The organism is Arthrobacter sp. 05L44 (assembly GCF_056397605.1).
In genome coordinates this window covers 578,953-605,860 of record NZ_JBFTNS010000001.1, presented here as the reverse complement: position 1 = coordinate 605,860, position 26,908 = coordinate 578,953, and the positions used below count along the sequence as shown (strand labels likewise).

29 protein-coding genes are annotated in these 26,908 nt (G+C 68.8%); 12 read left to right on the top strand and 17 right to left on the bottom strand.

What is annotated here, in order from left to right; translation table 11 throughout:
* The first annotated feature begins 86 nt into the window (after positions 1-86).
* Positions 87-311, top strand: coding sequence for a DUF3188 domain-containing protein (locus AC1DHY_RS02815; RefSeq protein WP_476880586.1), 225 nt, complete (start codon positions 87-89; stop codon positions 309-311).
* On the opposite strand, the gene AC1DHY_RS02810 is transcribed toward AC1DHY_RS02815, so the two are convergent.
* Both AC1DHY_RS02810 and AC1DHY_RS02805 read right to left on the bottom strand, forming a co-directional pair.
* Positions 301-1,989 (bottom strand): SulP family inorganic anion transporter, encoded by a 1,689-nt coding sequence (locus AC1DHY_RS02810; RefSeq protein ID WP_476903117.1) that lies wholly within the window; start codon positions 1,987-1,989, stop codon positions 301-303. The genes AC1DHY_RS02815 and AC1DHY_RS02810 overlap by 11 nt on opposite strands.
* A complete protein-coding gene (locus AC1DHY_RS02805; RefSeq protein ID WP_476877835.1) occupies positions 1,986-2,363 on the bottom strand; it encodes an ArsR/SmtB family transcription factor in 378 nt (125 codons plus the stop codon). Before AC1DHY_RS02805 ends, AC1DHY_RS02810 begins: the two co-directional genes overlap by 4 nt.
* Positions 2,364-2,520: 157 nt before the next feature.
* Here AC1DHY_RS02805 and AC1DHY_RS02800 point away from each other — a divergent pair, with 157 nt between their 5' ends.
* From AC1DHY_RS02800 to AC1DHY_RS02785, 4 genes are read left to right on the top strand one after another with little or no spacing between them, the layout of a single operon-like run.
* Positions 2,521-2,988, top strand: coding sequence for an FAS1-like dehydratase domain-containing protein (locus AC1DHY_RS02800; protein WP_476877834.1), 468 nt, complete (start codon positions 2,521-2,523; stop codon positions 2,986-2,988).
* A 2-nt stretch (positions 2,989-2,990) separates the two neighbouring features.
* Positions 2,991-3,428: a MaoC family dehydratase gene (locus tag AC1DHY_RS02795; protein WP_476877833.1), complete on the top strand. Its 438-nt coding sequence runs from the start codon at positions 2,991-2,993 to the stop codon at positions 3,426-3,428.
* Between the two features lie 21 nt (positions 3,429-3,449).
* Positions 3,450-4,721, top strand: coding sequence for an MFS transporter (locus AC1DHY_RS02790; RefSeq protein ID WP_476877832.1), 1,272 nt, complete (start codon positions 3,450-3,452; stop codon positions 4,719-4,721).
* 52 nt (positions 4,722-4,773) lie between these two features.
* Complete coding sequence (locus AC1DHY_RS02785; protein ID WP_476877831.1) at positions 4,774-5,841, top strand: UDP-N-acetylmuramate dehydrogenase; 1,068 nt, start codon at positions 4,774-4,776, stop codon at positions 5,839-5,841.
* A gap of 49 nt (positions 5,842-5,890) precedes the next feature.
* On the opposite strand, the gene AC1DHY_RS02780 is transcribed toward AC1DHY_RS02785, so the two are convergent.
* Entirely contained in the window at positions 5,891-6,403 is a 513-nt protein-coding gene (locus tag AC1DHY_RS02780; RefSeq protein WP_476877830.1) for a hypothetical protein, read from the bottom strand.
* Between the two features lie 150 nt (positions 6,404-6,553).
* On the opposite strand from AC1DHY_RS02780, the gene AC1DHY_RS02775 reads away from it, so the two are divergent.
* Positions 6,554-7,672, top strand: coding sequence for a winged helix DNA-binding domain-containing protein (locus AC1DHY_RS02775; RefSeq protein WP_476903116.1), 1,119 nt, complete (start codon positions 6,554-6,556; stop codon positions 7,670-7,672).
* On the opposite strand, the gene asd is transcribed toward AC1DHY_RS02775, so the two are convergent.
* The 13 genes from asd to AC1DHY_RS02710 all read right to left on the bottom strand — a co-directional run bounded on the left by asd (position 7,669) and on the right by AC1DHY_RS02710 (position 20,293).
* Complete coding sequence (gene asd, locus AC1DHY_RS02770; protein ID WP_476877828.1) at positions 7,669-8,811, bottom strand: aspartate-semialdehyde dehydrogenase; 1,143 nt, start codon at positions 8,809-8,811, stop codon at positions 7,669-7,671. The two genes, AC1DHY_RS02775 and asd, sit on opposite strands and share 4 nt — an antisense overlap.
* Positions 8,812-8,884: 73 nt before the next feature.
* Positions 8,885-9,217 carry a hypothetical protein gene (locus AC1DHY_RS02765; RefSeq protein ID WP_476877827.1) on the bottom strand — a complete coding sequence of 111 codons (333 nt, stop codon included), beginning with the start codon at positions 9,215-9,217 and terminating at the stop codon, positions 8,885-8,887.
* A gap of 55 nt (positions 9,218-9,272) precedes the next feature.
* On the bottom strand, positions 9,273-9,926 hold the full coding sequence (locus AC1DHY_RS02760) for a hypothetical protein (RefSeq protein WP_476877826.1): 654 nt from the start codon (positions 9,924-9,926) through the stop codon (positions 9,273-9,275).
* A gap of 15 nt (positions 9,927-9,941) precedes the next feature.
* Positions 9,942-11,030 (bottom strand): WXG100 family type VII secretion target, encoded by a 1,089-nt coding sequence (locus AC1DHY_RS02755; protein WP_476877825.1) that lies wholly within the window; start codon positions 11,028-11,030, stop codon positions 9,942-9,944.
* A gap of 186 nt (positions 11,031-11,216) precedes the next feature.
* On the bottom strand, positions 11,217-11,435 hold the full coding sequence (locus tag AC1DHY_RS02750) for an NF038396 family protein (protein WP_476877824.1): 219 nt from the start codon (positions 11,433-11,435) through the stop codon (positions 11,217-11,219).
* Positions 11,435-12,019: a dihydrofolate reductase gene (locus AC1DHY_RS02745; RefSeq protein WP_476877823.1), complete on the bottom strand. Its 585-nt coding sequence runs from the start codon at positions 12,017-12,019 to the stop codon at positions 11,435-11,437. The genes AC1DHY_RS02750 and AC1DHY_RS02745 overlap by 1 nt, the downstream gene beginning before the upstream one ends.
* Complete coding sequence (locus AC1DHY_RS02740; RefSeq protein WP_476877822.1) at positions 12,016-12,819, bottom strand: thymidylate synthase; 804 nt, start codon at positions 12,817-12,819, stop codon at positions 12,016-12,018. Before AC1DHY_RS02740 ends, AC1DHY_RS02745 begins: the two co-directional genes overlap by 4 nt.
* Positions 12,820-12,828: 9 nt before the next feature.
* Positions 12,829-13,254 carry a GntR family transcriptional regulator gene (locus tag AC1DHY_RS02735; protein ID WP_476877821.1) on the bottom strand — a complete coding sequence of 142 codons (426 nt, stop codon included), beginning with the start codon at positions 13,252-13,254 and terminating at the stop codon, positions 12,829-12,831.
* Positions 13,251-14,909 carry a hypothetical protein gene (locus AC1DHY_RS02730; protein WP_476877820.1) on the bottom strand — a complete coding sequence of 553 codons (1,659 nt, stop codon included), beginning with the start codon at positions 14,907-14,909 and terminating at the stop codon, positions 13,251-13,253. Before AC1DHY_RS02730 ends, AC1DHY_RS02735 begins: the two co-directional genes overlap by 4 nt.
* Before the next feature lie 75 nt (positions 14,910-14,984).
* The gene (locus AC1DHY_RS02725; RefSeq protein WP_476877819.1) at positions 14,985-15,950 is read right to left on the bottom strand and encodes an NUDIX hydrolase; all 966 of its coding nucleotides are present in this window, start codon (positions 15,948-15,950) and stop codon (positions 14,985-14,987) included.
* Positions 15,951-15,961: 11 nt separating this feature from the next.
* Positions 15,962-18,226, bottom strand: coding sequence for an RNA degradosome polyphosphate kinase (locus AC1DHY_RS02720; protein WP_476877818.1), 2,265 nt, complete (start codon positions 18,224-18,226; stop codon positions 15,962-15,964).
* Positions 18,227-18,329: 103 nt separating this feature from the next.
* Positions 18,330-19,328 (bottom strand): mycothiol synthase, encoded by a 999-nt coding sequence (gene mshD / locus AC1DHY_RS02715; protein WP_476877817.1) that lies wholly within the window; start codon positions 19,326-19,328, stop codon positions 18,330-18,332.
* A gap of 266 nt (positions 19,329-19,594) precedes the next feature.
* Entirely contained in the window at positions 19,595-20,293 is a 699-nt protein-coding gene (locus AC1DHY_RS02710) for a winged helix-turn-helix transcriptional regulator (RefSeq protein ID WP_476877816.1), read from the bottom strand.
* Positions 20,294-20,669: 376 nt separating this feature from the next.
* Here AC1DHY_RS02710 and AC1DHY_RS02705 point away from each other — a divergent pair, with 376 nt between their 5' ends.
* The 6 genes from AC1DHY_RS02705 (at position 20,670) to AC1DHY_RS02680 (ending at position 26,161) form a co-directional block, all read left to right on the top strand.
* The gene (locus AC1DHY_RS02705; RefSeq protein ID WP_476877815.1) at positions 20,670-21,404 is read left to right on the top strand and encodes a permease; all 735 of its coding nucleotides are present in this window, start codon (positions 20,670-20,672) and stop codon (positions 21,402-21,404) included.
* A gap of 184 nt (positions 21,405-21,588) precedes the next feature.
* Positions 21,589-22,203, top strand: a complete 615-nt coding sequence (locus AC1DHY_RS02700; protein WP_476877814.1) for a nitrobindin family protein — start codon at positions 21,589-21,591, stop codon at positions 22,201-22,203.
* Between the two features lie 71 nt (positions 22,204-22,274).
* A complete protein-coding gene (locus AC1DHY_RS02695; RefSeq protein ID WP_476877813.1) occupies positions 22,275-23,021 on the top strand; it encodes a flavodoxin family protein in 747 nt (248 codons plus the stop codon).
* A 22-nt stretch (positions 23,022-23,043) separates the two neighbouring features.
* Positions 23,044-24,126, top strand: coding sequence for a CAF17-like 4Fe-4S cluster assembly/insertion protein YgfZ (gene ygfZ, locus AC1DHY_RS02690; protein WP_476877812.1), 1,083 nt, complete (start codon positions 23,044-23,046; stop codon positions 24,124-24,126).
* Positions 24,123-24,539: an ankyrin repeat domain-containing protein gene (locus tag AC1DHY_RS02685; protein WP_476877811.1), complete on the top strand. Its 417-nt coding sequence runs from the start codon at positions 24,123-24,125 to the stop codon at positions 24,537-24,539. The genes ygfZ and AC1DHY_RS02685 overlap by 4 nt, the downstream gene beginning before the upstream one ends.
* Before the next feature lie 74 nt (positions 24,540-24,613).
* Positions 24,614-26,161, top strand: a complete 1,548-nt coding sequence (locus AC1DHY_RS02680) for a DHA2 family efflux MFS transporter permease subunit (RefSeq protein WP_476903115.1) — start codon at positions 24,614-24,616, stop codon at positions 26,159-26,161.
* On the opposite strand, the gene AC1DHY_RS02675 is transcribed toward AC1DHY_RS02680, so the two are convergent.
* Positions 26,158-26,868, bottom strand: a complete 711-nt coding sequence (locus AC1DHY_RS02675; RefSeq protein ID WP_476877809.1) for a GNAT family N-acetyltransferase — start codon at positions 26,866-26,868, stop codon at positions 26,158-26,160. The genes AC1DHY_RS02680 and AC1DHY_RS02675 overlap by 4 nt on opposite strands.
* Positions 26,869-26,908: the final 40 nt, after the last annotated feature.

The window sequence follows — 26,908 nt, the reverse complement described above, 5'->3', positions numbered from 1 at the left end:
GTATTCCCGCGTCGGCAAGTAATATCCGGGGCGCCAGGAACAACCCGCGTCGAGGGGTGCCCCGCGGCCGCCGGTAGACTGGCACGGTGCTGAACGAATTCTGGGCCGCCGCGCCAACGTCCTACAAGGTGCTCGTTTTTAGCGCCATGGGGTTGATCGCCGCGGGCATCATCCTGAACCTCGTCGGCAACAACACCGGCAACCAGGGCCTGGCGTTCGCCTCCCTCGGCGTCATCGGCCTCGGCCTCATCCTGCACGTCGCCGGCATCGTGGTCCGCGGCCAGACCATCCGGAAGAACCTCAAGCGCTAGCAGCGGCGTTCCGCGCCACATGGCTGCGGGCGTGTTCCACGGCGTCCGCCAGGGTGTTGAACAGGTGCTTGTGGTGCCGCAGCGACCGGATCACGCCAACGTTGGTCACGAGGTCCAGGTGCTGCGGTTGGACACCCTTGAGCAGGACGGTGACGCCGCGCAATTCAAGGGCCGAGATGACGTCCACCAGTGTGTGCGCCCCGGTCGCGTCGAGCATCCGGACTTGGGAGAGCCGGATGACTGCCACCTGGATGTTCTTGACCTGGCTGATCTCCTGCAGGACGCGCTCCGCTGCCCCGAAAAACATGGCACCGTCCAGCCGGAGGACGGCAATGCGTCCGTCTCCAGGTGCCGCCGGTCCCGGGATGTCTTCGCGCTGCACGCCGCTGAGCGAGGCGAACTTGCGCAGCGTGAATACGGCGGCCGCGACCAGCCCGATCTCAATCGCGACGATCAAGTCGAACGCCACGGTGATCAGCGCTGTCAGGACAAAGACGAAGGCGTCTGCGCGGGTGGAGCGCAGCACCGCAGCCACGGTCTGCCGGGAGACCATGCGGGTGGCCGTGACCATCAGGATTCCGGCCAGTGCCGCCAGTGGGATCCGGCCCACCAGGCCTGCTGCGAGGTAGATGATGGCCAGCAACACCAGGGCATGGACCACCGCAGCCAGGCGGGTCTTCGCTCCGGCACGGACGTTGACGGCGGTCCGGGCGATGGCCCCCGTGGCTGGCATGCCGCCGAAGAACCCCGCCGCCACCGACGCCAGGCCCTGGCCGGTAAGTTCGCGGTCCGGGCTGTAGGTGCCGGTGGGCCGGCCGTCGGGGCCGACCATGCCGGATGCCACCCGGGCCGACAACAAGGACTCGATGGCCGCGAGCGTGGCGATGGACAGGGCGGGCGCAAACAACCCGGGCAAGGACGCAGGATCCAGCGCCGGCAGGGACGGCGCGGCCAGGGAGTGCGGCAGGGCGCCGATCCGCGGAATGGGCAGGTTTAGGAGCTCGGCGGCCACCGTGGCCAGAAGTACCGCGGCCAGGCTGGCCGGGATGGCCTTGTTCAGCCGGGGCAGCAACATCATCACTGCGGCGACGCCTGCCACGACGGCCAGGGTCTGCAGCACGGCGGGCGCCGTGGCTTTGGTGGCGCTCTCGACGGCGGCCAGCACGGTGTTGTGGCCGGGCACCCCCGCTGTGCCGGTGGCCATTGGCACCTGCTGGAGGAATATGATGGCGGCGATCCCAAGGGTGAATCCCTCCACGACCGGCCATGGGATGTACGCGACGGCCCGGCCCAGGCCGCTGATACCGAGGATGATGACCAGGAGTCCTGCCAGTACGGATACCAGAGCGATGCTGCCGGTGCCGTGCTCGGCGACGACGGGGGCCAGCACCACCACCATGGCACCGGTGGGCCCGGAAACCTGGACGTGTGAGCCACCCATGACGGCAGCCACCAGTCCGGCTACTACCGCAGTGATGAGCCCGGCCTCCGCGCCGACGCCGGAACTGACTCCGAAGGCGAGGGCCAGTGGCAGGGCAACGATGCCCACGGTGACGCCGGAGAGCAGGTCCGTCCGCCACGAGCCCCGCAGCCCGTCGTAATCACGGCGGGAGGGCAGGAGCCGGATGAGAGATCCCCGGGTGCCCCGCGCCAGCCCGGTCGCCGTCGCGGCGGTCATGATGCGGAACCCGGTAGGGGCGCGGCAGGCAACTCCTGCGCCAGCCGGAGCTGTTCGCCGGAATCCGCCAGGCTGTCCAGCAGGAAGGTCCTGGCGATGGCGAGTAGCTCGGCGACCTTCGGGTGGGCCAGACGGTAGGTCACGGCGTTGGCCGTCCGGACCGAGGTCACCACACCGTGCCTACGGAGCGTGGCCAGATGCTGGGAAAGATGCGAGGCCTCCAGTCCGGTCTCGGCCAGCAGGTAGCTGACCTGCGCCGAGGTGTCCGGGGCTGCCGCCAGCAGTTCCAGCACCCGGATACGTGCCGGGTGGGCGAGGGCCTTGAACAAGTTGGCCTTGATTTCGTACAAGGGGGTCTGCGCGGAGGAAATCACTGCGGTCCTTCGCCCTTCCTGGCTGGCGGTCCGGCGAAAACCCGAACCACGGATTGATGAAATGATGTTTCCATCATATCGTTGGGATGCAAGACCCCGCCCCGCCCCCGCGTGTAACGCGGAAATCCATCCGAAGGCAGGGCGCTAGGCTGGAACCATGACTATCAATCCGGACCTGCAGGGCCGCAGTTACCCTGCCGCAGAGGTGTACGACGTCGGCCGCGAGAAGATCCGCGAGTTCGCCCGCGCCGTCAAGGCCACGCACCCCGCCCACTTCGACGTGGACGCCGCCCGGGCGCTCGGCCATCAGGACCTCGTCGCCCCGCCCACGTTCGCGATCATCGTCGCGCAGCGCGCCGACGCGCAGCTGATCGAGGACCCGGATTCAGGCATCGACTTTTCCCGTGTGGTCCACGCGGACCAGCGCTTCGTCCACCACCGGCCCATCGTGGCCGGCGACCGCCTCGTGGCCGAACTGCACGTCGACGGCGTCCGCGCCATGGGGGGAGGCGCCATGATCACCACCCGTTCGGAGATCTTCGCCCCGACCGGCGGGGAATCCGGTGCCCGGGACGCCGTCGCCACCACCACCTCATCCATCCTGGTCCGCGGAGAGGGACAGTAACCATGAGCCTCACACTTTCAGAACTCACCGTCGGCCAGGCCGTGGGCAGCCGCACCATCGAGGTCACCCGCACCGACCTCGTGAAGTACGCCGGTGCCTCCGGGGACTTCAACCCGATCCACTGGAACAGCGACTTCGCCACCGGCGTCGGCCTGCCCGGCGTGATCGCGCACGGTATGTTCACCATGGGTGCCGCCGTCCAGCTGGTGACCGACTGGGCCGGCGACCCGGCCGCCGTCGTCGATTTCCAGACCCGCTTCAGCAAGCCGGTCCCGGTGGCGGACACTACGGGCTCCGACGACGCCGGTGCGGTGATCGAGGTCAGCGGCGCCGTGGGGGCGCTAGACGCCGACGCCGGCACCGTCCGGGTTGACCTCACTGTCGTCGCGGGCGGGCAGAAAGTCCTTATGAAGGCCCAGGCCGTCGTCAGGCTGGCCTGAGCCCATGATGCTGCCGTGAGGGTGCGCGCCCCACAATCCGCCGAAGTCACGCGGTGGCGCAACGCCGTGGTGGCCGCCTACGCGTTCAGCGGGATAGCTTTCGCCAGCTGGGTCTCGAGGCTGCCGGCCATCCGTGACGGGCTCGACCTCACGCCCGGCAACGTCGGGCTGCTCCTGCTCTGTATGACGCTCGGCTCCTTCGTGTCTGTGTCCGCGTCCGGGCTGATCGTGCTGCGCTTTGGCTCCAAGCAGACCATCCGGATCGGCAGCATCATGGTGGGCGCGGGCCTGGTCCTTGCCGGCTTCGGGACGTCCGTGCTGGTCAACCCGCTGGCGGTTGCGGCCGGACTCGTGGTGGTGGGACTCGGCACCGCCAGCTGGAACACCGCCTCCAATGTGGAAGGCGCCGCCGTCGAACGCGCCGTGCGGCGGCACATCATGCCCCGGCTGCACGGTGCGTTCAGCCTCGGCACCGTCGCCGGCGCCGGAGCGGGCGCCTGGGCCGCGGGCGCGGGTATCCCCGTGTTCTGGCACCTGGCCGCCGTCGGCCTGCTGGTGGCAGCCTCCGTGGCCACCGCCGCGGCCTGGTTCCGTGCCGACATCACACCGGTAGAGCAGGGTGAAGCCTTCGCCCCGGCCGGCACGGACACGTTCGAGGACCCGTCCACCGGCCCGCTGCCCATCATCAGCCAGGCAAGCCCGGGCCCCGAGGCGCCGCTAGATAACAAGCGGCAGATCGCTCAGGCCTGGCGGGACCGCCGGACCCTGCTCCTCGGCGTCCTGGTCCTGGGGCTCGCGCTGGCCGAGGGCGCGGCCGGGGACTGGGTCGCGTTGGCGCTGGCCGACGGCCACGGCCAGTCCGACGCCGCCGGGGCCGCCGGGTACGGCCTGTTCGTCACGTTTATGACCGTGGGCCGGTTTGTCGGAACCGTGGTCCTGGACCGGTACGGCCGGGTTCCGGTGATGCGTTGGTGCGCGGCACTGGCAGTCGCCGGGCTGGCGCTCTTTGTCTTCGCGCCGGTTCCCTGGCTGGCGTACGTCGCCCTCGCGGTCTGGGGGCTTGGGGCCTCGCTGGGGTTCCCGGTTGGCATGTCCGCTGCCGCGGACGACCCCCTCAAGGCCGCCGCGCGTGTCTCGGTGGTGTCCACCATCGGCTACGGGGCTTTCCTCTGCGGTCCACCGCTGCTGGGCCTGCTGGCCGAGCACGTCGGTATCCTGCACTCACTGCTGGCCGTTATGGTGATGCTGGTGGTCAGCTTCCTGCTCTCCCCGGTGGCCCGCAAAGCCACGTAGGGCCCACCCATCGCCTTTCCGGGCGCGCACCGAACCCGGCTAGGCTGGAGGGGTGACCCAAACTCTGCTTTCCGCCCTGACCACGGCCGGCGTCGGCGGCCCGGCCGCGAACTACGTCGAAGCCCGGACCGAGCCGGAGATCATCGACGCTGTCCGGGCAGCCGACGACGCCGACGAGCCGCTGCTGATCATCGGCGGCGGCTCCAACCTGCTGGTCGGCGACGACGGGTTCCCCGGCACGGTCCTGAAGATCGCGTCAGAGGGTTTCACCGTCAACGCGGAGGACTCCTGCGGCGGCGTCGCCGTGGTGGTCCAGGCCGGCCATAACTGGGACGCCCTTGTGGAGCACGCCGTGAAGCACGCCTGGTCCGGCGTCGAGGCGCTGTCCGGGATCCCCGGCGCCACCGGTGCCACCCCGGTGCAGAACGTCGGTGCTTACGGTGCCGACGTCTCCCAGACCATTGCCGCCGTCCGGACCTGGGACCGGCAGCGTAACGCCGTGCAGACCTTCACCAACTCCGAGCTGAAGTTCGGTTACCGCGACTCCATCCTCAAGCAGGCCACCACGGAGGGGTCCCCGCGCTACGTGGTGCTCACCGTGGAATTCCAGCTCCCGCTGGGCCGGATGAGTGCACCGGTCCGCTACGCCGAGCTGGCCCGTGCCCTCGGCGTTGAACCCGGCCAGCGCGCCTACTCAAACGATGTCCGGCGCGAGGTGCTCAGGCTCCGGGCCGCCAAGGGAATGGTCCTGGATCCCGCAGACCGCGACACCTACTCCACGGGGTCCTTCTTCACGAACCCGATCGTCCCGGCCGAGGTGGCGGCTGCGCTGCCCGACGACGCCCCGCGCTACCCGGGCGGCAGCGACGGGCTGACGAAGCTCTCCGCGGCCTGGCTGATCGACAAGGCCGGCTTCGGCAAGGGATTCGGACTTGAGCCCGACAGCGTCTCCGGCGGCCGAGCCTCACTGTCCACCAAGCACACGCTCGCCATTACCAACCGCGGCGGCGCCAGCACGGCTGACCTGCTGGCGGTCGCCCGCGAGGTGCGCCGCGGCGTCATGGACCGGTTTGGCATCGAACTGCACCCGGAGCCGCTGCTGATCGGGGTAGGACTCTAGGACATGCCACCGTCGTCGCCACCGACGCCGACGCCGGCCGCCGCCGGGTTCAGTGCCTGCCGCGGCGCGGGGCTACCTTGCTGAAGAGCATAAAGGTGAATCCGGACGCCGCGGCGCCCAACAGGAATACCTGGCAGAACGCCACCGACTGTGCGCTGGGGCCGCTTCGCAGCATGAGGCCGGCGCAGGCGAACGCCACGGCACCGGCCAGCAGGGCCAAGGACCCGAGCAGGAAGCTGTGCACTGTGGCCGGGAACTCGGCGCCGGGGTCCACGTCAGTGTCCCGCCGCGGGATGTCCCGCCGCCCTCCATTCCGAAACGCAGAGTCCCGCGACGCCGGCCGCCGCTGCATCATGGCTGCGGTGACAAAGCTGGCAACTGCCACCACCATGCACACGGTGGATACCAGCTGGAAGGTGGTCATCATGGGGGAGAGGCGGGTGCCGCTGGCGATCGCGACGGCCAGTCCGGCCGCCATGCCCGCGGCGCTGGAGGCCCAGCCCAGCAGGGCGAGCCTCCTGCACACGGGCCGCAGCAGCGGCCACACATCTCCCAAAGTCATGCATCCACTTTAATCAACGCGGCTGGGCGCAGGCTGGGAGGGCACTGGGCACTGGAACTTGCGGCGGAAACCGGGACGCAGGCCTAGCTGCCGGGCCGGTTGCGGCCGCCATCCGTCCGCAGTGTCGGACCCCGGCCCTAGGATGATGGCATGGCAGCAGTGGTGCGCACACGTTTGAGCCGGGGTGTTATGGGCCGGCTCCGGCTGGTCTCGCAGGGATTGTCCGGCCCCGGCTTCGGGTCCGTCGAGGCCGCGGTCCGGGCCATGACCGCCATGCAGGCGCAGGACCTGCAGGCCGCGCTGTGGGCGGTGGGGCAGCGTGCGCCGGGCTCGCGCATCGCCGATGTCCGCGCGGCGCTGGACGGCGGCACGATAGTCCGGTCGTGGCCGATGCGCGGCACCCTCCACCTGCTGGCACCGGAGGATCTGAAATGGATCCTCGAGATAACCTCGGGCCGCCTGATCAAAAGCCTGGCCGGGCGGCACCGAGAGCTGGAAATCACCGCCGCTGATGTGGACGCCGCAGCGGCAGCAGCGCTGGACCGGGTCACCGGCGGGGCCGCGGTCAGCCGGGCCGGGCTCTTCGAGGTCTTCGAGCGGGCGGGGCAGTCCACGGCGGGCCAGCGCGGCATCCACCTGCTGGCCATGCTCTGCCAGCAGGGGTGGCTGGTGCAGGGCCCCCTGGCAGGCAACCAGCAGCTGGTGGTGGCCTTTGATGACTGGGTCAAGGAGTCCCGCCAGCTGGAGCGCGCGGAAGGCGTCGCCGAGTGGCTGCTGCGCTACTTCAGGAGCCACGGCCCTGCCACGGAACGGGATTTCGCCTGGTGGTCCGGCATACCCCTGACCGAAACCCGCGCGGCGCTGGCCGCCGTCCGCGACCAGCTGGTCTGCCTGGAGTTCGACGGGACACAGTACTGGCTCTCGCCGGAGACGGCAGCACTGCTCGACGACGCCGCCGTCCCCGGCCAGCGCTCCGTACTGGCGCTGCCGGGGTTCGATGAGTTCCTCCTGGGATACATGGACCGGTCCGTGGCGCTGGCCGCGGAACACGCGGACAGGATTGTCCCCGGCGGCAACGGTGTTTTCAAGAAGACTATCGTGGCCGGCGGCGCCGTCGTCGGCACCTGGTCGGCGCCCGGAAATGCCCGCGGCCGGACGGTGGTGCCGGAACCGTTCGACGCCGTTAACGGCCTGCGGCCTGCGGCCCGTCGATCCTTTGAGCTGCAGGCCGCGAAGTACCGGCGGTTCCTGGGGGAGGGGGCGCCCTAGAGGTTGCCGGTAGCGATCTTGAGCATGCGCCGCAGGGGTTCGGCCGCGCCCCACAGGAGCTGGTCGCCGACCGTGAAGGCGCTGATGTACTCCGGGCCCATTTCGAGCTTGCGGATCCGGCCCACCGGGATGTCCAGGGTGCCGGAGGCTGCCACCGGGGTGAGATCCGCCATGGAGGCTTCCTTGGTGTTGGGCACCACGGAAGCCCACTCGTTGTCCGCATCCACAATTTTCTCGATCTCGGCGACGGAGAGGTCTTCACGGAGCTTGAGGGTGAGCGCCTGCGAGTGGGACCGCATGGCGCCGATCCGGACACACAGGCCGTCCATGATGACGCGGTCAGCCCCGGTGGTGCCCAGGATCTTGTTGGTCTCCACCCCGGCCTTCCACTCTTCCTTGGACTGGCCGTTGCCGAGGTCCGCATCGATCCACGGGATCAGCGAGCCCGCCAGGGGAACACCGAACTGGGTCGCGTCGATCGCGGTGCGCTGGTGCGCCAGGACCTTCCGGTCGATTTCCAGGATGGCCGACGCCGGGTCGTCCAATTCACTGCTGACCTCGGCGTTGAGCGTGCCGAACTGGCTCAGCAGTTCGCGCATGTGCCGGGCGCCGCCGCCGGAGGCTGCCTGGTAGGTCATGGACGTGCCCCACTCCACCAGGCCGTTCTTGAACAGGCCGCCGAGGCCCATCAGCATGCAGGAGACAGTGCAGTTGCCGCCGATGTAGTCCTTCACCCCGCCGGAGAGGCCGGCGTCGATGGCGTCGCGGTTGATCGGATCCAGCACGATGATCGAGTCGTCGTTCATGCGCAGCGTGGACGCCGCGTCGATCCACAGGCCGTCCCAGCCCCGGTCCCGCAGCTGGGTGTGCACCTGCTTGGTGTAATCCCCGCCCTGGGCAGTCACGATGATCGGCAGCTTCGCCAGCGTTTCGACGTCGAACGCGTCCTCGAGCTTGCCGGCCGCACCGGCAGCAGCGCCGGCGATGTCCGGGGCGGCGCCTCCGGCGTTCGAGGTGGAGAAGAAGACCGGGTTGATGTTGGCGAAGTCGCCCTCGTCCTGCATGCGCTGCATCAGGACGGAGCCGACCATGCCACGCCAACCGACCAGTCCGACGGACGGGGTAGCTGCTGTAGTCATTGGGCCAGTTTAGACTTCGCGGCGGCCCGGCCGCAGTCGGTTACGTCACGCCACGGCGCGGACCGCCAGGTGGTTACTCGGCCGGCCGGGGAAGATTCCGGGCAGCCCGCAGCTTCTCGGCCCGGCGTTCCTTGAAATACCCGGCCCAGCCGGCGAACAGCGGAATGAGGACCAGCACGTACATCCACCAAATCTCGCCCATGATGTGCCACTGGTCGGTGAGGGCCATCTGGACCACGCCGTAGAGCATCAGCCCGAACAGGGCCGTGATCAGTGTGGACAGGAAAAGCAGTCCGCCGGAGGAGTTCACCGGCTTGATCACGCCGAGACCGTCGTCCTTGCGGACCCCGTATTCCTCGTCGGTATAGCTGACGATCTCGCCGTTCTCGGCCAGGCGGTGCTTCATGGGCGTCTCCGGAGGCGGCGGCGCCGTGTAACCAGGCTCCTGGGGGACGTCCCGGTCACGCCTCCCCACGGGACTCCTTGATGGCAGCAAGCACGCCTGCGTCGTCCAGCGGAGCACTCTCGGCGACCTCGTCGGTGGCGAAGTCGGGCACCCCGGTTGCCCAGCTGTCACCGTCGCGGCGGATCAGCAGGTGCTTCTCGTCCTGGAGCGTCTTGAACACCAGATACGCCGTGCCGCCCGGGTGTTCGTCGATGTGCTGCCGGAGCACTCGGAGGCTGGCCTCCGCGGAGCTGATGGTGGGGTCCTGGGCGAAGGCGAACCAGGTGCCCAGGGCGCGGGGCTGAAGCATCAGGGACACGTCCGGGGCCTCGAGCAGCACCACGTTATCCATGCTGTCCTCGGTCAGCAGCGATATTTCGGTCCAGCGCGTCGCTTGGCCCAAGGCGGTCGCGACGGCGGCGGCCACCCCCTTGACCCCGAGCTCGTCGTCGTCGGAGACGAGGGCGAGATCCCGGGCCAGAAGGGATGACGCGCCGGCGGTGTTCAGGGTGGAGTCCTCGACGAGCTCCTCAGCCCGGAAAACACTGACGGAGCGGTCACGGGCCGGGCCCTCAAAGACGTTGAGCAGGTAGGCGAGTTCGCCCACGCCAAAGCCAATGACATCGACGCCGAGGCGTGGTTCCTGGGTCATTTCGTGCTGGACGGTCATCTGGGTCTCCTAATCTCAAAAGCCGAAGAACTTGGCCACGGACTTTCCTGCATCCTTGACGTTGTTGGCGGTGTCGCTGACGAACTTGCCGGGATCCTTCACGGCGTTGACCACACCCTCGCCGATGTCCTTGCCCACGCTGGTGATGGTGCCCCAGTTTTCGTAGACAGCGATTCCCACGCTGGCGACCTGGCAGACGGTCCCGACGGGAGGCGGTAGGAAGCAGCCCACACCGAGTGCGGCTTTGCCGGCGCTGAACGCGCCGCCCTTGATGTCGCCGTCGGCGAACTTGGAGACGGAGTCAAAAGTGTTGAAACCGACTCCGGCCCAGCCGAGTCCGCGCGCGATGCCGGATTTGCCCAGCCACTCCCAGCTCTTCCCGGCGCCAAGCCAGGGTTTCTCGGCGACCAGGCCGCCGAGCTTGTCCAGCGGCTTGATGAAGCTGTTAAGGTTTTTCAACGACGCGGCATCCGAAGCCTTGTCGATGGCGTTCAGGGTGCGGCTCGCCTTGGACGAATCTTTGAGCAGCCCCTCGAGGGTCTTATTCCCCGCGGTGGTCTGCCAGAGGTTGCGCATCTCGAAGCCCGGGCCGCCTAGCCTGTGCCGGCCCTTGGTGAAGAGCGCCTTGACCAGGTCCTCACGCTGGTTCTTCAGCACCCAGCCGTACTGGCCCACCGTCTTGGCCAGGGTGAGGGGGGCTTTGATGTTCTTCTGGACCCCCATAAACCCCTTGATGCCCGCGACGCCGCCGGCCAGTATGCCGCCGGCCGCCGCCCACGCCCCGGCCCCGTGGCCCAGAGGCCCCAGCGGACCGCCGCCGGAGCCCGGAGCGGCGTTGCTGGCCTTCTCCTGCTCGTCGGCCTGGGTCATGAGCCGCCGGGATTCCTGTTTGAGGGCCCGGGCGGTCTGCTGGATGATGGCGCGGTGGCTGCCGTTCCAGTCCGAGGTGAACCGGGCACTGTCGGCGCCCTTCCACGACGTGTTGTTGTTGATGGCCGACGTCAGGGCGGTCGACTGCTGCAGCAATGTCTCCGACGTCTGGCCGAAATTTTGCGCCAGCATCCGCAACTGCGCGACGTCAGCGCCCCACAAGTTTCCTGCCATGGTGGCATCCCCCTTCACGGGCAACAGCCTAACGGGCCGCCGCCAAGACCTCGTGCATTCTGAGCAAACGCACTCGGGCCATTATTCTGACCGGCCCCAATCTAACCCGGCCGCCGTGATGGCGCGATGGGGTGATCTCCCCATACGGTCGCTGAGGCCGCGGCCCTGGACCGGCCGCCGTCGCCGCTACTCGCCGTCGGACTCTGCCAGCAGTGCGCTCTTGCGCCGCCGCAGGGCGTACACGGCGCCGAAGGCGAAGATCTGGGTGACGATGACCAGCACAATGGCGCCGGCGATCTTGTTGCCGCCGAGGATCATGGTCAGCCCCACGATCGCGGACAGCAGCGCCAACAACGGCAGCAGCATGTAGCCCAGGACGAAGAGGGTTTCGGGCTTGCGCAACATCAGTTGGACTCCGTCCGGCGCCAGAGGGTGATGCGGTAGCGCGTGCCGTTCGCAGCGGTCAGCCACCCGTCCGGCGGGAGGCTGGCGGATGCGGTCCATTCGTAGCCGAGTTCCGGCGCGAAGGTATCACCCTCGGCGGCGGTGTCGATCGTGGTGACGACGGCGAGGTCGGCAAGGTCAACCGACTGGTTGAAGATCTCGCCGCCGCCGATGATCCAGACCATCTCCTGGCCCGGCGCGAACTGGGATTCCAGCAGCGCATCGTCGAGGGATTTGACCGTCTGGGCCCCCGCGGCATCCGGGGTCGTTCCCCAGTTTTCCGTCCTTGTGATGACGATGTTTGTCCGGCCCGGCAGCGGCCGGTACTTGTCGGGGAAGGATTCCCAGGTCTTACGGCCCATGATGACGGGGTGCCCCGTGGTGAGCCGGCTGAAGTGCGCCATGTCCTCGGGCAGGTGCCACGGCATGGCCCCGGCCTGGCCGATGACGCCGGTGCTGCTCTGTGCCCACACCAGGCCAAGCCCGGTCACGGAGCCGCGCAGTTGTTCGGTGAACTGGGTGGGTTCGCTGGTTGCGTTGCTCATACTGCTATCGGGGCCTTAATCGTGGGATGGTGCTGGTAGCCGACCACCTCGAAGTCCTCGAGGGTGTAGTCGAAGATGGAGTCCGGCTTGCGGGTGATCTTCAGCTGCGGGTACTCGTAGGGCTCACGGCGCAGCTGGGTGAGGACCTGGTCGAGGTGGTTCTCGTAGATGTGGACGTCGCCGCCGGTCCAGACGAACTCGCCCGGTTCCAGCCCGGTCTGCTGGGCCAGCATGCAGGTCAGCAGGGCGTAGGAGGCGATGTTGAAGGGGACGCCGAGGAACGTGTCGGCGGAGCGCTGGTACAGCTGGCAGGAGAGTTTGCCGTCGGCGACGTAGAACTGGAAGAACGCGTGGCACGGCGGCAGGGCCATGTTCTTCAGCTCGGCGACGTTCCACGCGGAGACAATGTGGCGGCGCGAGTCCGGGTTGGCCTGGAGGTTCTCCACCAGTTCCGCGATTTGGTCGATGTGGCCGCCGTCAGGCGTGGGCCAGGAGCGCCACTGCACACCGTAGACCGGGCCGAGTTCGCCGTCGGCGCCTGCCCATTCATTCCAGATGGTGACGCCCTGGTCCTGCATCCACTTCACGTTGCTGTCACCGCGGAGGAACCACAGCAACTCAACAGCCACGGATTTGAAGTGGACGCGCTTGGTGGTGATGAGCGGGAAACTGCTGCCCAGGTCGAACCGCATCTGCCGGCCGAACACACTGCGTGTGCCCGTTCCGGTGCGGTCGGATTTGTACGTGCCGTGCTCCAGGACATCGCGCAGGAGGTCTTCGTAGGGCGTTGGGATGCTCACCGTTCCAGTCTACTGAGTCCTCGCGCCGGGGCCGTATCCGTCTCGCAGGGCGAGCCTGGCCTGCACTGCTGCCAGCAGGGCGCCGTCGTTCATCCCCGCGCGGCGGCCGGCCGCGACCAGGCGGTCGACGGCCTCGCTGACCTCCGTGGTGGCCGACGACGCCGGGCCGCCGGCCGGAGCGGGGAGAGCCGCCGCGGCGGCAACCCTGGTCCCGTTGCGCCGGCCGGTTTCCAGGAGCCCGGACTGCTCCAGCTCCTTGTAGGCGCGGGCCACCGTCCCGGCCGCGATACCGAGGTCCGCGGCGAGCCGCCGCACCGCGGGCAGCCGGGTTCCCGGCGGCAACGCCCCGGCGGCAACCAGGGCGGCGATCTGGCCCCGGATCTGCTCGTAGGGCGGGGTGGCGGATCGCAGGTTGACGGTGATCCCAGCGCTCATGCCGCGGGTTCTTTGTCCCGCCGCGCCACAGGCCTGGCCGGCAGGCGGTCCGGGCCGGTGACGGGGATGAGGGCGACGACGGTGGCCGCGGTTCCGAGGACCGCACCGGCGAGGGTGGCCGGCCACCACGACCCGGCGTCGGGGTTAAGCGGTTCGCCAAAGGATTCGGCCGCGAAAACTGCAGCCCAGGCCGGGCCCTGGCTCAGCAGGAGCACGGCGGCATGGGCGAGGAACAGGGCCGCCACCGTCCGCACGATCCGGTGGACGGTGACGGCTCGCAGCGCGGCGTCCATGCCAACGGCCAGGTCCGGCACTCCGCGGCGGTATCGTGCGGCCAGGAGAGCGGGCACCGAAGCCACGACGCCGGCCGCAACCAGCAGGGCCGGCGGGCCCCAGTCCGCATTCCCGTACAGGCGTGCCTGGCCCGCCGCGGTAACGCCCAGCGCCACCGCCAGCACCAGCACGGCCACGACGCCGGTGGTCAGCATTGCGGGGCTGACCGGCTGCCGTGGCCAGTCGCGCGGCGCCCGGGGGTCGCCATAGTTGTGCTGGAGGAGCAGTTCCCCGGCGGCAACCACCACCAGGACGGTGGCCGCCATCACGGTAGCGAAGCCGGCCATCCCGAAACCGGCCGCGGCGGCCGTCACCCCGGGAACGATGAACACGCCCGCCAGAAGCGGCACGGCGGCCGCGAGGCCCAGTAGGGGGCCCAGCGACGCGACCAGCCGGGCCGCCGGGTGCCGGCCACCGGTCTGGAGGCCTTCGACCGGCCGGTTTCGTGGCCCCAGCCCGGCGGCAGCCAGCACCGGCGGCCGCCAGCCCCACATGACCAGCAGCACCGCGATGCCGCCGAGGCCTGCCGGGTTGACCCAGGACATCACACCGGCCGCCGGGTCCGGATGCGCCGCAAAGTTCCCCGCGATGATGCCCAGGCCCGCGGCGATGGTGGCGACGGTCCGGAGGAGACGGTTCATGGCGATGGTGCGCAGCGTGGCGTTGTCAGCGGCGTCGAGGGCCTCGAGTTGGCGGCGGCTGGCGATAAGCCACAACACCAGCAGCGTCCCCCCGGTGAGGACGGCCAAGGATCCGCCCAGCCAGGCGGCCAGTTCCACCCCAGGGATCCGGCCGTCTGCCCCGCCCGTCTGGCGGGTGTATGGCCCGTCGACCACCATCGTGGCCGGCACCGGGGCGAAGCCGGGGAGCGTGGCTGCCGTCGCGATCAGGGCCCCTGCGGCGGCAAAGATGACGGCGGTGGCCACCGCGAGCCGGCGCGGCAGGAAGTCCCGGATCCGCCGGACCGACAACACGGTCTGCCGCCGCGACCGCCGCGGCCCTGGATAGCTGAACTGGCCAATCGCGTGCACCCCCAGGCATCCCAGCACTGGCCAGGCCAGAGCGGGGAGGATCGCCCAAGTGGTTGTCAGGACGCTGCCGGCGGAGGGGTTGGCGGGGATGATGCCGAGATTCATCGACCCCTGCAGCGAGCTCGCCATCCAGCCGATGACGCCCACCCAGAGGGCATGCTGCGAGACCGACGTCGGCGACGTCCCGGTGTCCGGCGCCCAGACCACCCAGCGGAGCAGGAGGTAGACCACCACCGCGCCGATGATCGGGCCGACCAGCAGCGCCGACGGAAAATAGAACTCGCCCGGCATGAATCCCCCAAGATTCTTAGTTATGTACCAAGTACTTGATACAAACTAGGCCTGGCGCTGCCCGGGGTCAAGGACCTAGTCGTCGAACGGCCGGAATTGCTCGACCGCCACCACCTTGCCCTTGGAATGCGTGACGTGGCAGACGATGATTTCCCCCGGGGAGAGGTAAGGGTCGTTGGCCGGCAATGCCGCCCGCAGCCGGGAGTTCATGTGCTTGCCCAGTTGTGCGAACACCGTCGGCAGAGCCGGCCGGTGGGTGCACAAAGCTACCGCGCGGCCCTTGTCGAAGAGCGACTCGACGACGTTGGCGGTTTTATGCGGGCTCCGCCCGTGCAGGTGCTCCGTCAGCGACTCGTGCAGTTTGACCTTGGCGTCGACGGCCTTGGCGTACGGCGCCACCGTGGCCACGCAGCGCAGCCACGGGCTAGTCACCACCCGCGACGGGCTCCACGCCTGCAGCAGCCGCCCCACCGCCTGGGCCTGGCGGGCGCCGGTGGCGGCCAGCGGACGGTCGCCCTCGGCCTTGGACCACGAGGAACGGGGCTTGGCTTTGGCGTGGCGCACCACCAGCAGCGGCCAGGTATCCAGTTCGCCGCGGGCATGGGCGGCCTCAAGGTGCTCCAGCGGGGCACGGTCGCCGGGGTTGCTCAGCAGGGCGGCAGCCTTTTCCGGGGCGCACCACATCACGCTGTCCACCTCCTTGCCGTCCGGCCGGAGCGCGGCGCCGTCGACGTCGACAGCCCAGTAGTGCACCACCTTCAGGCCGGCCGCCACGTGGTAGTGGATAGGCGGCAGCGGGATGCCGAGGGGCGCCTTGAGGCCGATTTCCTCCTCGACCTCGCGGGCCGCGCATTCCGGAATGGTCTCTCCGGGGTCGATTTTGCCTTTGGGCCACGACCAGTCGTCGTAACGGGGACGGTGGATCAGCAGGACCTCAAGCTTGTCCTTGTTGACCCGCCACGGCAGGGCACCGGCCGCGACGACGGCGATCGGCTCACCCGGATGGTCGGTCTGGTCCGCGACCAGGGAATCGCTGCTCACAACCGGCGGCCTCAGCGCAGGCTCGCCGGGCGCTGCCGCGAACGCGATGCGAGCAGCCACGACTGGACGTCCTGCAGGGCGGTCCCGTCTTCGGCGAGGTGGTGCCGGATCCACTCGCCGCTGCGGTCCAGGTGCCAGCTGGCGGTGCCCGGGTCCATGTAGCGGCGCAGCATGTCGAGCACGTAGGTGGTGTCATCGCCGCTGCTCAGCTGCACCAGTGCCTCGACCCGCCGGTCGAGGTTGCGGTGCATCATGTCGGCCGAGCCGATATAGACCACGGGATCGCCGGCGTTGGCGAACGCGAAGACGCGGGAGTGCTCCAGGAACCGGCCCAGGATCGACCGGACGGTGATGTTCTCGCTCAGTCCGGGCACGCCGGGGCGCAGCGAGCAGATGCCGCGGACAATAACGTCCACCTGCACCCCGGCCTGCGAGGCGCGGTACAGCGAATCGATGATGGCTTCGTCCACCATCGAGTTCACCTTGATCTGGACGCGGGCGGCGATGCCGGCGCGGGCGTTCCTGATTTCCGTTTCAATCCGGTCGATCAGGCCCGAACGCACGGACCGTGGCGCCACCAGCAGGCGCTTGAACGTGGACTTGGGCGCGTAGCCCGAGAGCTGGTTGAAGAGCCTGGACAGGTCCTCGCCCACCTGCTCGTTGGCGGTCAGCAGGCCGAGGTCCTCGTAGTAGCGGGCCGTCCGCGGGTGGTAGTTGCCCGTGCCGATGTGGCAGTAGCGGCGGAGCCCGTCCACTTCCTGGCGCACCACGAGGGAGAGCTTGCAGTGGGTCTTGAGGCCCACGATGCCGTACACCACGTGCACGCCGGCCTGCTCCAGTTTCCGGGCCCAGGAGATGTTGGCCTGCTCGTCGAAGCGGGCCTTGATCTCCACGAGGGCCAGTACCTGCTTGCCGGCCTCGGCGGCGTCGATCAGGGCGTCCACGATCGGCGAGTCGCCGGAGGTGCGGTACAGGGTCTGCTTGATGGCCTGCACTTTCGGGTCCGCGGCGGCCTGTTCAAGGAAGGCCTGCACCGAGGTGGAGAAGGAATCGTAGGGGTGGTGCAGCAGGATGTCCCGCCGCCGCATGGCCGCGAAGACGTTGGCGGCCTTCGAGGTCTCCGACTCGTTGAGGTACCGGGAGGTGTGCGGCACGTGCTTGGGGTAGTGCAGGTCCGCGCGGTCGATCCCGGCGATGACGGAGAGGCCGCGCAGGTCCAGCGGGGCCGGCACGGAATAGACCTCGGATTCCTCGACGCCGAGCTCCCGGATCAGCAGCGCCCGGATGTTGGGGTTGATGTCGTTGGTGACCTCAAGGCGCACCGGCGGCCCGAAACGGCGCCGCAGCAGTTCCTTTTCCAGCGCCTGCAGCAGGTTCTCGGCGTCGTCCTCTTCAACCTCGACGTCCTCGTTGCGGGTCACTCGGAACGTGTGGTGCTCCAGGACCTCCATACCGGCGAAAAGCTGGTCCAGGTGGACCGCGATGACTTCCTCGAGGGCGATGAAGCGTGCCACCCGGCCGGGGACGGAGCCGGCGCGCGGGCCGTCGATGGAGATCAGCCGGGGAAGCTGGTCCGGGACCTTGACGCGGGCGAAGAGCTCTTTGTCGCTGACCGGGTTGCGGACCACCACGGCGAGGTTCAGCGAGAGCCCGGAAATGTACGGGAACGGGTGGGCCGGATCCACGGCCAGCGGGGTCAGGATTGGGAAGACCTTCTCCGCGAACATGGCGCTGAGCTGGTCCTTGGCCTGGTCGTCGAGTTCTTCCCAGTGCATCAGGTGGATGTGTTCGTAGGCCAGCGCCGGGCGGATCTGTTCGGCGTAGACGCGGGCGTGCCGCTGCGCGAGCCGGTGTGCGGCCTCGCCGATCTGCTCGAGGACCTGCATCGGGCTCTGGCCGGCGGGGGAGGGCACGGCGAGGCCAGTGGCGATGCGGCGCTTCAGGCCGGCCACGCGGACCATAAAGAACTCATCGAGGTTGGACGCGAAAATGGACAGGAAGCCGACGCGTTCGAGCAGGTGCAGGTTGGGGTCCTCGGCGAGTTCCAGCACACGCGAGTTAAACGCGAGCCAGCTCAGCTCCCGGTCCAGGAATCGGTCCGGGCTGATGTCACCTTCCGGTTCCAGGTTCGGGGCGAACTCCGGGATGTCGATCCGGTCCTGGGTGGCGCGTGAGGCGGGCACTTCGGAGGAACCGAACCGCGCACGCACAGGACGCGCAGCTTTGTCCCGCGTAGCGGCTTCAGACGTGGCTGTCCGGGCAGATTCCCGTTGCATGGTCTCTCCTAATGCTGGCGCGATTTAGCTTCAACCTTACAAGGAATCGGCTCCCGGGCGAGCCCAGGTTTCGGCCGTGCCGGGGAGCCGGCCGCCGGTGCGGCTACCGGCCCTCGAGCGGGGCGTACATAACGTCGACGTCCCAGCGCGAGAAGCCCAGCCGCCGGTACAGTGCGACGGCGGGGATGTTGTCCGCGTCGACGTACAGCATGACGGCGTGCAGGCCCTGGTGCTGCAGGTGTTTGATGCCGGCGACGGTCAGGGCCTTGCCGAGTCCGGTGCCTTGCGCCTCGGGGGCGACGCCGACGACGTACACCTCGCCGATCGCCGGGTGCTCGCCGTGCCGCGGGTGCACCTTGGTCCAGTGGAAGCCCAGGATCCTGTCCCCGGCGTCGACCGCGAGCAGGAACCCGGCCGGGTCGAACCACGGCTCGGCCATGCGCGCGTCGAGGTCGGCGCGGCTCATGTTCCCCTGCTCGGGGTGGTGGGCGAAAGCCGCCCGGTTGACCGCGAGCCACGCCTCCTCATCGCGGCCGGGCACAAAGCTGCGCAGGGCGACGCCGTCGGGCAGCGCCGCGTCGGGAAGTTCCGAGGCCGCCGTGGCGAGCCGCATCTTCCACAGTTCGCGGACGGCGCCGTAGCCGTAGCGGGCGGCCAGGTCCGCGGCGGCCTCGTGGTTGCCGTGCGACCAGGCCTTCAGGCCCGCGAAGCCGCGCACCTCCTGCAGTTCCCCCACCAGCCGGTCCGCGACGCCCTGGTTGCGGTAATTGGGGTGCACCGCAACTTCCAGGACCCCGGTCCCGTCCGCTTCCCCAACCACGACGGCGACCCCGGCCAGGTCGTTGCCCCGCGGCGCGGATCCCCCCGCGGACGCCCCTGCGTCCTCGCGGGAGTAGTCGGGGGAATAGAGGGCGAGCGCCAAGACAGTGTGCGGGCCCGCCTGCGGGGCGCGGAGCGTGACGAGGGTCTGTTCGGAGAGCGGCGGGTTGCCGTCGGACTCCTCGGCGGCCGCCACCAGGGTGGTGACGTCCCGCAGCAGCTGTTCATCGACAGCCCCCTGCGAGGTGAGTACGGGCCAGTTTGCCGGGTTCGCGGGACTCATGCTGCAAGGCTATACGCCAGCCGGGCCGACGCGCGTGGGTCCCGGGCCGATTTGATGCATTTGCCCGGGGCACGTATAGTCATTATCTGATCCGGCTGAGCGCTTCGAAACGCTGAGTTGGTTTGAGGGGGATCCACCACTGGGGTGGCCTCGATACGTTCGACCCGTATGTCCTCCACTGCAGCGCCAAGCGGCGCAAAAAAGCCCCGGACCAATTGGTTCGGGGCTTTTTCGTGTCGCGAACCGCCTGTGGATCAGCCGTGGCCTTAGGCCTCCGTGAGTTCCTCATCCGGCTGCCGGACCAGCGTCAGGCGGTACCCGACGTTGCGGACCGTGCTGATCAGGTTCTCGTGGTCTGCGCCGAGCTTGGCCCGCAGCCGCCGGACGTGGACGTCCACGGTGCGGGTGCCGCCGTAGTAGTCGTAGCCCCAGACCTCCGTGAGGAGCTGCTGGCGGGTAAACACCCGGCCCGGATGCTGGGCCAAATACTTGAGCAGTTCAAATTCCTTGAACGTCAGGTTCAGGGCCGCCCCGTTGACCCTCGCGGTGTAGCTGGCCTCATCGATCACGACGCCGGCGGCCCGGATCTCGGTGGGGGTGTCGTCCTGGTCCGGTTGCGCCCGGGCGACGCCGAGCCGGATACGGGCCTCGACCTCCGCCGGGCCGGCCGATTCGAGCAGGATGTCGTCTACTGCCCAGGCCGAGGACACGGCAGCCATGCCGCCCTCGGTCAGGATCAGCATCAGGGGAGCGCTCAGCCCGGTGGCCTTCAGCAGCTGGGTCAGCGAACGGGCGCCCACCAGGTCCTTGCGGGCGTCCAGCAGAACGATGTCGCACGGGTCGGTTTCGAGCAGGGCCGTGGGTTCGGCCGGGAGGATGTGCACGCGGTGGTTGAGCAACTCAAGCGCAGGCAGGACGTCCACCGATGATCCGGTGCTGTTCGTCAGTAGCAGGATGTGCGACATGGTTCCTCCAAGGGGTGTCCGCGCATCATTGGGCGTCTGAGCCGGGCTTCCACCGGCCGGTACTGGACTTCCGGTTGGTGCCCTGGACCGCGGCAGCCGGAGGAAGCGTAGCTGAGCTTTGAGTATACCCAAATGACCCCCTGCGGACACTGTTCCGTTGCTCCGAATTGGTTCCCCTCCGACACAAATCGTTCATATAAGGCAGGATTGACCCGTCGGGCCAACAGCCCGGCGGAGTCGAGCAGGCCGAGTGGGTCCGCAGTGAGCGAAGGTACCGGTTGATCGTGGCTGAAGTGATCGTGGGGGACCGCGTCGAGGGCGCCCTGATGGGGCGCATTCCGGGGCATGCCCCGGGGGCAAACCCGGGGGAGCACCCATGAAGTCGTGGAGCGTCGGCGTCATCGGGCTCGCCGGGGTGGCCGCCATCATCGCCGGGGCGTACTCCAGCCCGGAAGTCCTGCTCGCCGTCGCGGTCATCACGGCCGCGTGCGTCGGTATCGGCTGGCCGCACTTCCTCGGCATCCCCGCCAAGAAAACGCTCGCCGCACTGATCGGACTGCCCGGAATCGGCTCAGCCGTCGCAGCCACCTACCTGCCCGCCCCGGGCTTCCTGGACTGGACGCCGGCGTTCGTCGCCGCCGGGGTGATGGCGATATTCGTGATGCAACTGATCCGCGGCACCGGCCAGGCCCAGCGGCTGGAATCCACCCTCGGCTCCTGCGCCGGCGTCCTCCTGTCCTGTCTGGGGGCCGGCTGGATCGCCTGTTCGCGGTTCAACGGGGTCCGGGAAATGCTGCTCATCGCCGCCATCAGCGCCGCGATTGCCCTCATGGCCGGCCTGATCCGCTGGCCCGACAGGATCGTCGCGCCGCTGGGCATCGTAGGTGCGGGCCTCGCGGGTCCGCTGGCCGGCCTGGTGCTCTCCGACATTGCCGTGCTGCCGGCCGCCCTGGTCGGAATCGTCATCGGCGCCGTCCTGGTCAGCTTCCGCCGGCTGGTGATCATCCGCGGCTCGGCCCTGAACCTTCCGGCAGTGCTGGGCATGGGTCTGGGGCCCGTCTCCGCCGTCGGTTCGCTGGCCTACTTCATAGACAAACTACTCATTCACTAACGGGTTAGGATGGCATCATGTCCGTACTTGCATTTGAGATCTTCTTCCTTGTCCTGCTCGCCGTCGCCGGCCTCTCGATGGCCTGGTTCGCCGGCTTTGTGGTGTACCGCCTTTTCAAGGGCCAGAAGTAGACACACCTTTCCCGACACCCGTCCAGAACCCGTAGTTTCCAGAGGTAGCTGCTGTGCCGATTGAAATTCCTACAGATCTGACACCCGAGATTGTTCCGTTGTCCTGGCTCATTGGTGAGTGGGAGGGCACCGGCCGGCTAGGTGCCGGCGAAGAGGACTCGGAGCACTTCAGCCAGCATGTGTCCTTCACGCACAACGGCCTGCCCTACCTGCAGTACCGGGCCGAATCGTGGCTGACGGACGATCAGGGCACCAAGCTCCGTCCGCTCACTGTCGAGACCGGATTCTGGGCGCTCGAGCGCAAGCAGCGCGATGAGGACGGCGGTCCCGGGCTCATCCCGGCCGACATCGTCCCCGTGCTCAAGAGCGCGGACGAGGTCGAGGAACTGCGCAACAGCGACGGCGGGTTCGACATTTCCGTTTCCATCTCCCACCCGGGCGGCATCTCCGAGCTGTACTACGGCCAGATCAAGGGCCCGCAGATCCAGCTCAGCACCGACATGGTGATGCGCGGCAGCCACTCCAAGGAGTACACCGCGGCAACCCGGATCTTCGGGCTGGTGGAGGGAAAGCTGCTGTGGCGCTGGGACGTCGCCGCAGGCAAGGGCGCAACACCGGGTGGCGGGCTCGAGGCCCACGCTTCAGCCATCCTCAGCAAGATCGGCTAAACCCCCGACCGGCCAGGCGCCGGGGTCTCACTGGATTTCCGTTGTCCGCAGCGAACGCAGGGAGCACCACAGTGAATGACACAGCGAATGGCACCGCCGCCCGAACGGCCCAGCCGGCCGACTACAGCGACCTGAAAGCCGTTTTCTTCAACGGCACCCTCAAAAAGTCCCCGGAAACGTCCAACACCGAAGGCCTGATCGAGGTCAGCCGGCGGATCATGGCGAAACAGGGCGTGGCGACCCGGGTCATCCGCACCGTGGACCACGACATCGCCAGCGGCGTCTACCCGGACATGCGCGAGCACGGCTGGGCCACGGATGAGTGGCCCGAGCTGTACCCGGCGGTGCAGGAGGCGGACATCGTGGTGCTGGCCGGACCCATCTGGCTCGGCGACAACTCCTCGCAGACCAAGAAACTTATCGAGCGGCTCTATGCACACTCCGGCCAGCTGAACGCCAAAGGCCAATGGGCGTTCTACCCCAAGGTGGGCGGATGCCTGATTACCGGCAACGAGGACGGCATCAAGCACTGCGCCATGAACGTCCTGTACAGCCTTCAACACGTCGGCTTCACCATTCCGCCGCAGGCCGACGCCGGCTGGATCGGTGCCGTGGGACCGGGACCCAGTTACCTGGACGACGGCTCCGGCGGACCGGAAAGCGATTTCACCAACCGCAACACCACCTTCATGACCTGGAACCTCCTGCACCTGGCCAGGATGCTCAAGGACGCCGGTGGCATCCCGGCCTACGGCAACCTGCCCGAGGCATGGAAAGCCGGGACACGATTCGACTTCGAAAATCCGGAATACCGCTGAGCGCTGAGGACTTCTACTTCATATGACTACCAAAAGCCCCCTGCTGTCGCGCCCTGGAGCCGTCGAAGGGGCGGGCCCGGATGCCGGCGTCGCAGCCCACTACGGCGAGCCGCTGCGCGAACAGCGCGCGCTGGCCGCCGGCACCGCCGTCGTCGACCTCTCCCAGCGCGGCGTGGTGACCGTGGCCGGCCCCGACCGGCTCAGCTGGCTGAACACCCTGAGCTCGCAGCAGCTCACGGCCCTGCCGCCGGGCCAGTCCACCGAGCTGCTGCTGCTGAGCGTCCAAGGCCGCATCGAGTTTGACGCCCGGGTGCTCGACGACGGCGCCACCACCTGGCTGATCGTCGAAGCCGCGGAGGCCGCGCCCCTGGCTGAGTGGCTGACCCGGATGAAGTTCATGCTCCGGGTCGAGGTGGCCGACGTCTCCGCCGAGTGGGCCGTGGTGGGATCCACGCGGCCGGTACCCGAGTGGTCCGGATTGCTGGTCTGGGAAGACCCGTGGCCGCACGTCGGAGCCGGCGGCTATTCGTACGCCGTGGTGGGGGAGGACTCCCACCCGGGACTCGAGCGGCCCTGGTTCGAGTACCTCGTGCCGGCCGACGCGCTGGCGGCGACAGTGGCGGACCGGCCCCTGGCGGGTGTCCTCGCGGCCGAGGCGCTGCGCATCGCCGCGTGGCGGCCGCGATGGGGCGCCGAGACCGACGACAAGACCATCCCGCACGAACTGGACCTGCTGCGCACCGCTGTCCACCTGGCCAAGGGCTGCTACAAGGGACAGGAAACCATCGCCCGGGTGCACAATCTGGGCCACCCGCCCCGCCGGCTGGTCTTCCTGCAGCTGGACGGTTCGCAGCACACGCTGCCCGCCGTCGGTAGCGAGGTCCGCGCCGGTGACCGGAAGGTCGGGACCGTGACGTCCGTCGGGCAGCACTACGAAATGGGCCCAGTGGCCCTGGCGGTCATCAAGCGCTCCGTCTCACCGGACGAGCAGCTGACGGTTATGGACGGCGAGGAACCGTACGCCGCGGCCCAGGAGCCGATCGTTGCGCCCGACGCCGGGCAGGTTGTGGGCCGGCAGACCGGATTCCTGCGGGGGACCCGATGACCGGCGCCCGGGAGACACCGGACTCCGCAACGGCCGCCCCCGACGACGAGGCCGTCGCCCTCGCCCACACGCTGTTCGACGCGGCACGGGAGGGAAATTCCGCCCTCCTCGGCAGCTATCTGGCTGCCGGCGCCCCCGCGACCCTGACCACGGCCGCAGGCGATTCGCTGCTGATGCTCGCCGCCTACCACGGCCATGCGGACACGGTCCGGCTGGTCCTGGCCCACGGCGGCGACGCCACCACGGCCAACGACCGCGGCCAGACGCCGCTCGCCGGCGCCGTCTTCAAGGGCTACGCCGACGTGGTGGAGCTGCTTATGGGCGCCGGTGCCGATCCCGACGCCGGCAGCCCCTCCGCGCGGGCAGCCGCGCAGTTGTTTGGCCGCGACGATATCCTGACGCTTCTCGGCTAGACCGGCACCACCCGGCCGGCACGAACCGCCGGTTTTCGACTCTTAACCAGGCAATACGCACTTTAAGGAACCGCATGGAAAACGTAGCCAGGCCGTGGGCCGCCCTCTGGTCACTGGTGATCGGGTTCTTTATGATCCTGATCGACACCACCATTGTCTCGGTGGCGAACCCCAAGATCATGGAAGGCCTGAACGCGGACATCAACTCCGTGATCTGGGTGACCAGCGCCTACCTGCTGGCCTACGCCGTCCCGCTGCTCATCACCGGCCGGCTCGGTGACCGCTTCGGCCCGAAGAAGCTCTACCTCGCCGGCCTGGTGGTCTTCACCCTCGCCTCGCTGTGGTGCGGCCTCTCCGGGGATGTGCACACGCTGATCGGGGCCCGCGTCCTGCAGGGACTGGGCGCCGCGATGATGACGCCGCAGACCATGGCGGTCATTACCCGGATCTTCCCGCCGGACCGCCGCGGTGCCGCGATGGGCATCTGGGGCGCGACCGCCGGTGTCGCCACCCTGGTCGGGCCGATCCTCGGCGGCGTCCTGGTGGACGGGCTGGGCTGGGAGTGGATCTTCTTCATCAACATCCCCGTCGGCATCGTCGGGTTCATCCTTGCCCTGCGGTTCGTCCCCAGCCTCAGCACCCACCCGCACAAGTTCGACATCCCCGGTGTCCTGCTCAGCGCCGTCGGGCTGTTCCTCCTGGTGTTCGGCATCCAGGAAGGCGAGACTTACGACTGGGGCACCATCACCGGACCTATCACCGTGTGGGGCCTGATCATCGGTGGCCTGGTGGTCCTGGTCGCGTTCGTCGCCTGGCAGCGGTTCAACAAGGGCGAGCCGCTGCTCCCGCTGGGCCTCTTCAAGGACCGGAACTTCTCCCTGGCCAACGTCGGCATCACCACCGTCGGCTTCACCGTTACCGCCTTCAGCCTGCCGCTGATCTTCTACTACCAGATCGTCCGCGGCCTCACCCCCACGCAGTCCGCCCTCATGATGGTCCCGATGGCCGTCATCTCCGGCGGCCTGGCACCCGTGGTGGGCAAGATCATCGACCGGGTCAACCCGAAGTACATTACGGCGTCCGGTCTGGTCCTGATGTCCGTGGCCCTGTTCTGGAATTCCTCCCTGATGCACCCGGACACCCCCATCTGGCTGTTCCTGCTGCCCAGCGCGGTGCTGGGGTTCGCGAACGCCGGCATTTGGGCGCCGCTGAGCTCCACAGCCACCCGTAATCTGCCCCCGCGGCAGGCCGGCGCCGGTTCCGGTGTCTACAACACCACGCGGCAGATCGGCGCGGTGCTCGGCAGCGCAGCCATCGCCGTGCTGATCCAGTCCAGGCTCGCGGCGGAACTCCCGCCGGCGCCCGGCGGAGCGGGCCGGCAGTCGAGCCCCATGGAATTCGGCGGACAGCTGCCCGAAGCGTTGCATGCCGGGTTCTCGACGGCGATGGGCCAGTCGATCATGCTGCCGGCGGCCGTCATCCTGCTGGGTGCGGCGGTGGCGCTGTTCTTCGCCAAACCGCAGCCGCAGGGCGGCTGGGGTGCCCCCGCCGCTGCCCCGGCGTCTGTCCCGGCCGCGGACAACGCCGGCGTAGCCGACGGCGCGGAGGCCAACCGGGGCTAGCCCAGCAATACGCTGGTCTGGATGCCGCCGGGGGTGAAGCCCAGGTGCCGGGCCAGCGCCAGCGAGCCCTGGTTGCTGACGTCCGAGCGCCACTGCAGCGTCAGGCCCGAGGCCAGCGCCTCATGGGCCGCGATCGAGGCGGCCAGGGCGCCGACGCCGCGACGTCGCCAGTCCGGGGCCACCAGCACACCGAGCTGGGCCAGGATGCCCTCCCACTCCGTGTAGGCGCCGCACGCCACCGGGGTACGCTGCCCGTCCTCCATGTGCATGATCGTGAAGCGGTGCTCGAGGTCAGCGAGGCCCACCTCGTTGACGTCATCCGGCGGGCACAGCGATTCAAGCTCGATCGCCTCGGGATTCCCGTGCGAGACGTTGAGTTCCTCGGAGGGCTGCTGCAATGGCAGGTCGTCGGCGAAAAACAGTGCGGCGGCGCCCAGCCCGTGGCCGCCGTGCCCGCGGGTGATGGTCAGCAGCGTCACGTGCTGGGCCAGCTCCTCGTCGGAGTACCCGGCAGCGGCGTCCAGCGCCCACTGGGGGCCGACCAGCACCGAACTGCCAAACAGGCGGACAAACTGCAGTGAACGCGCCGCGTCATCGGCCCGGCTGATGCGGGTGCCGGCGGCGGCGGCGAATGCGCCGTCGTCGAGCCCCAGCCGCCGGGCCCACGCGAGCTGGATGATGTCGGCGGAGCCGGGCGAAAGAGTCATGCCTCAACCCTACCCAGCCGCGGTGCGCGCCCCCGCGACG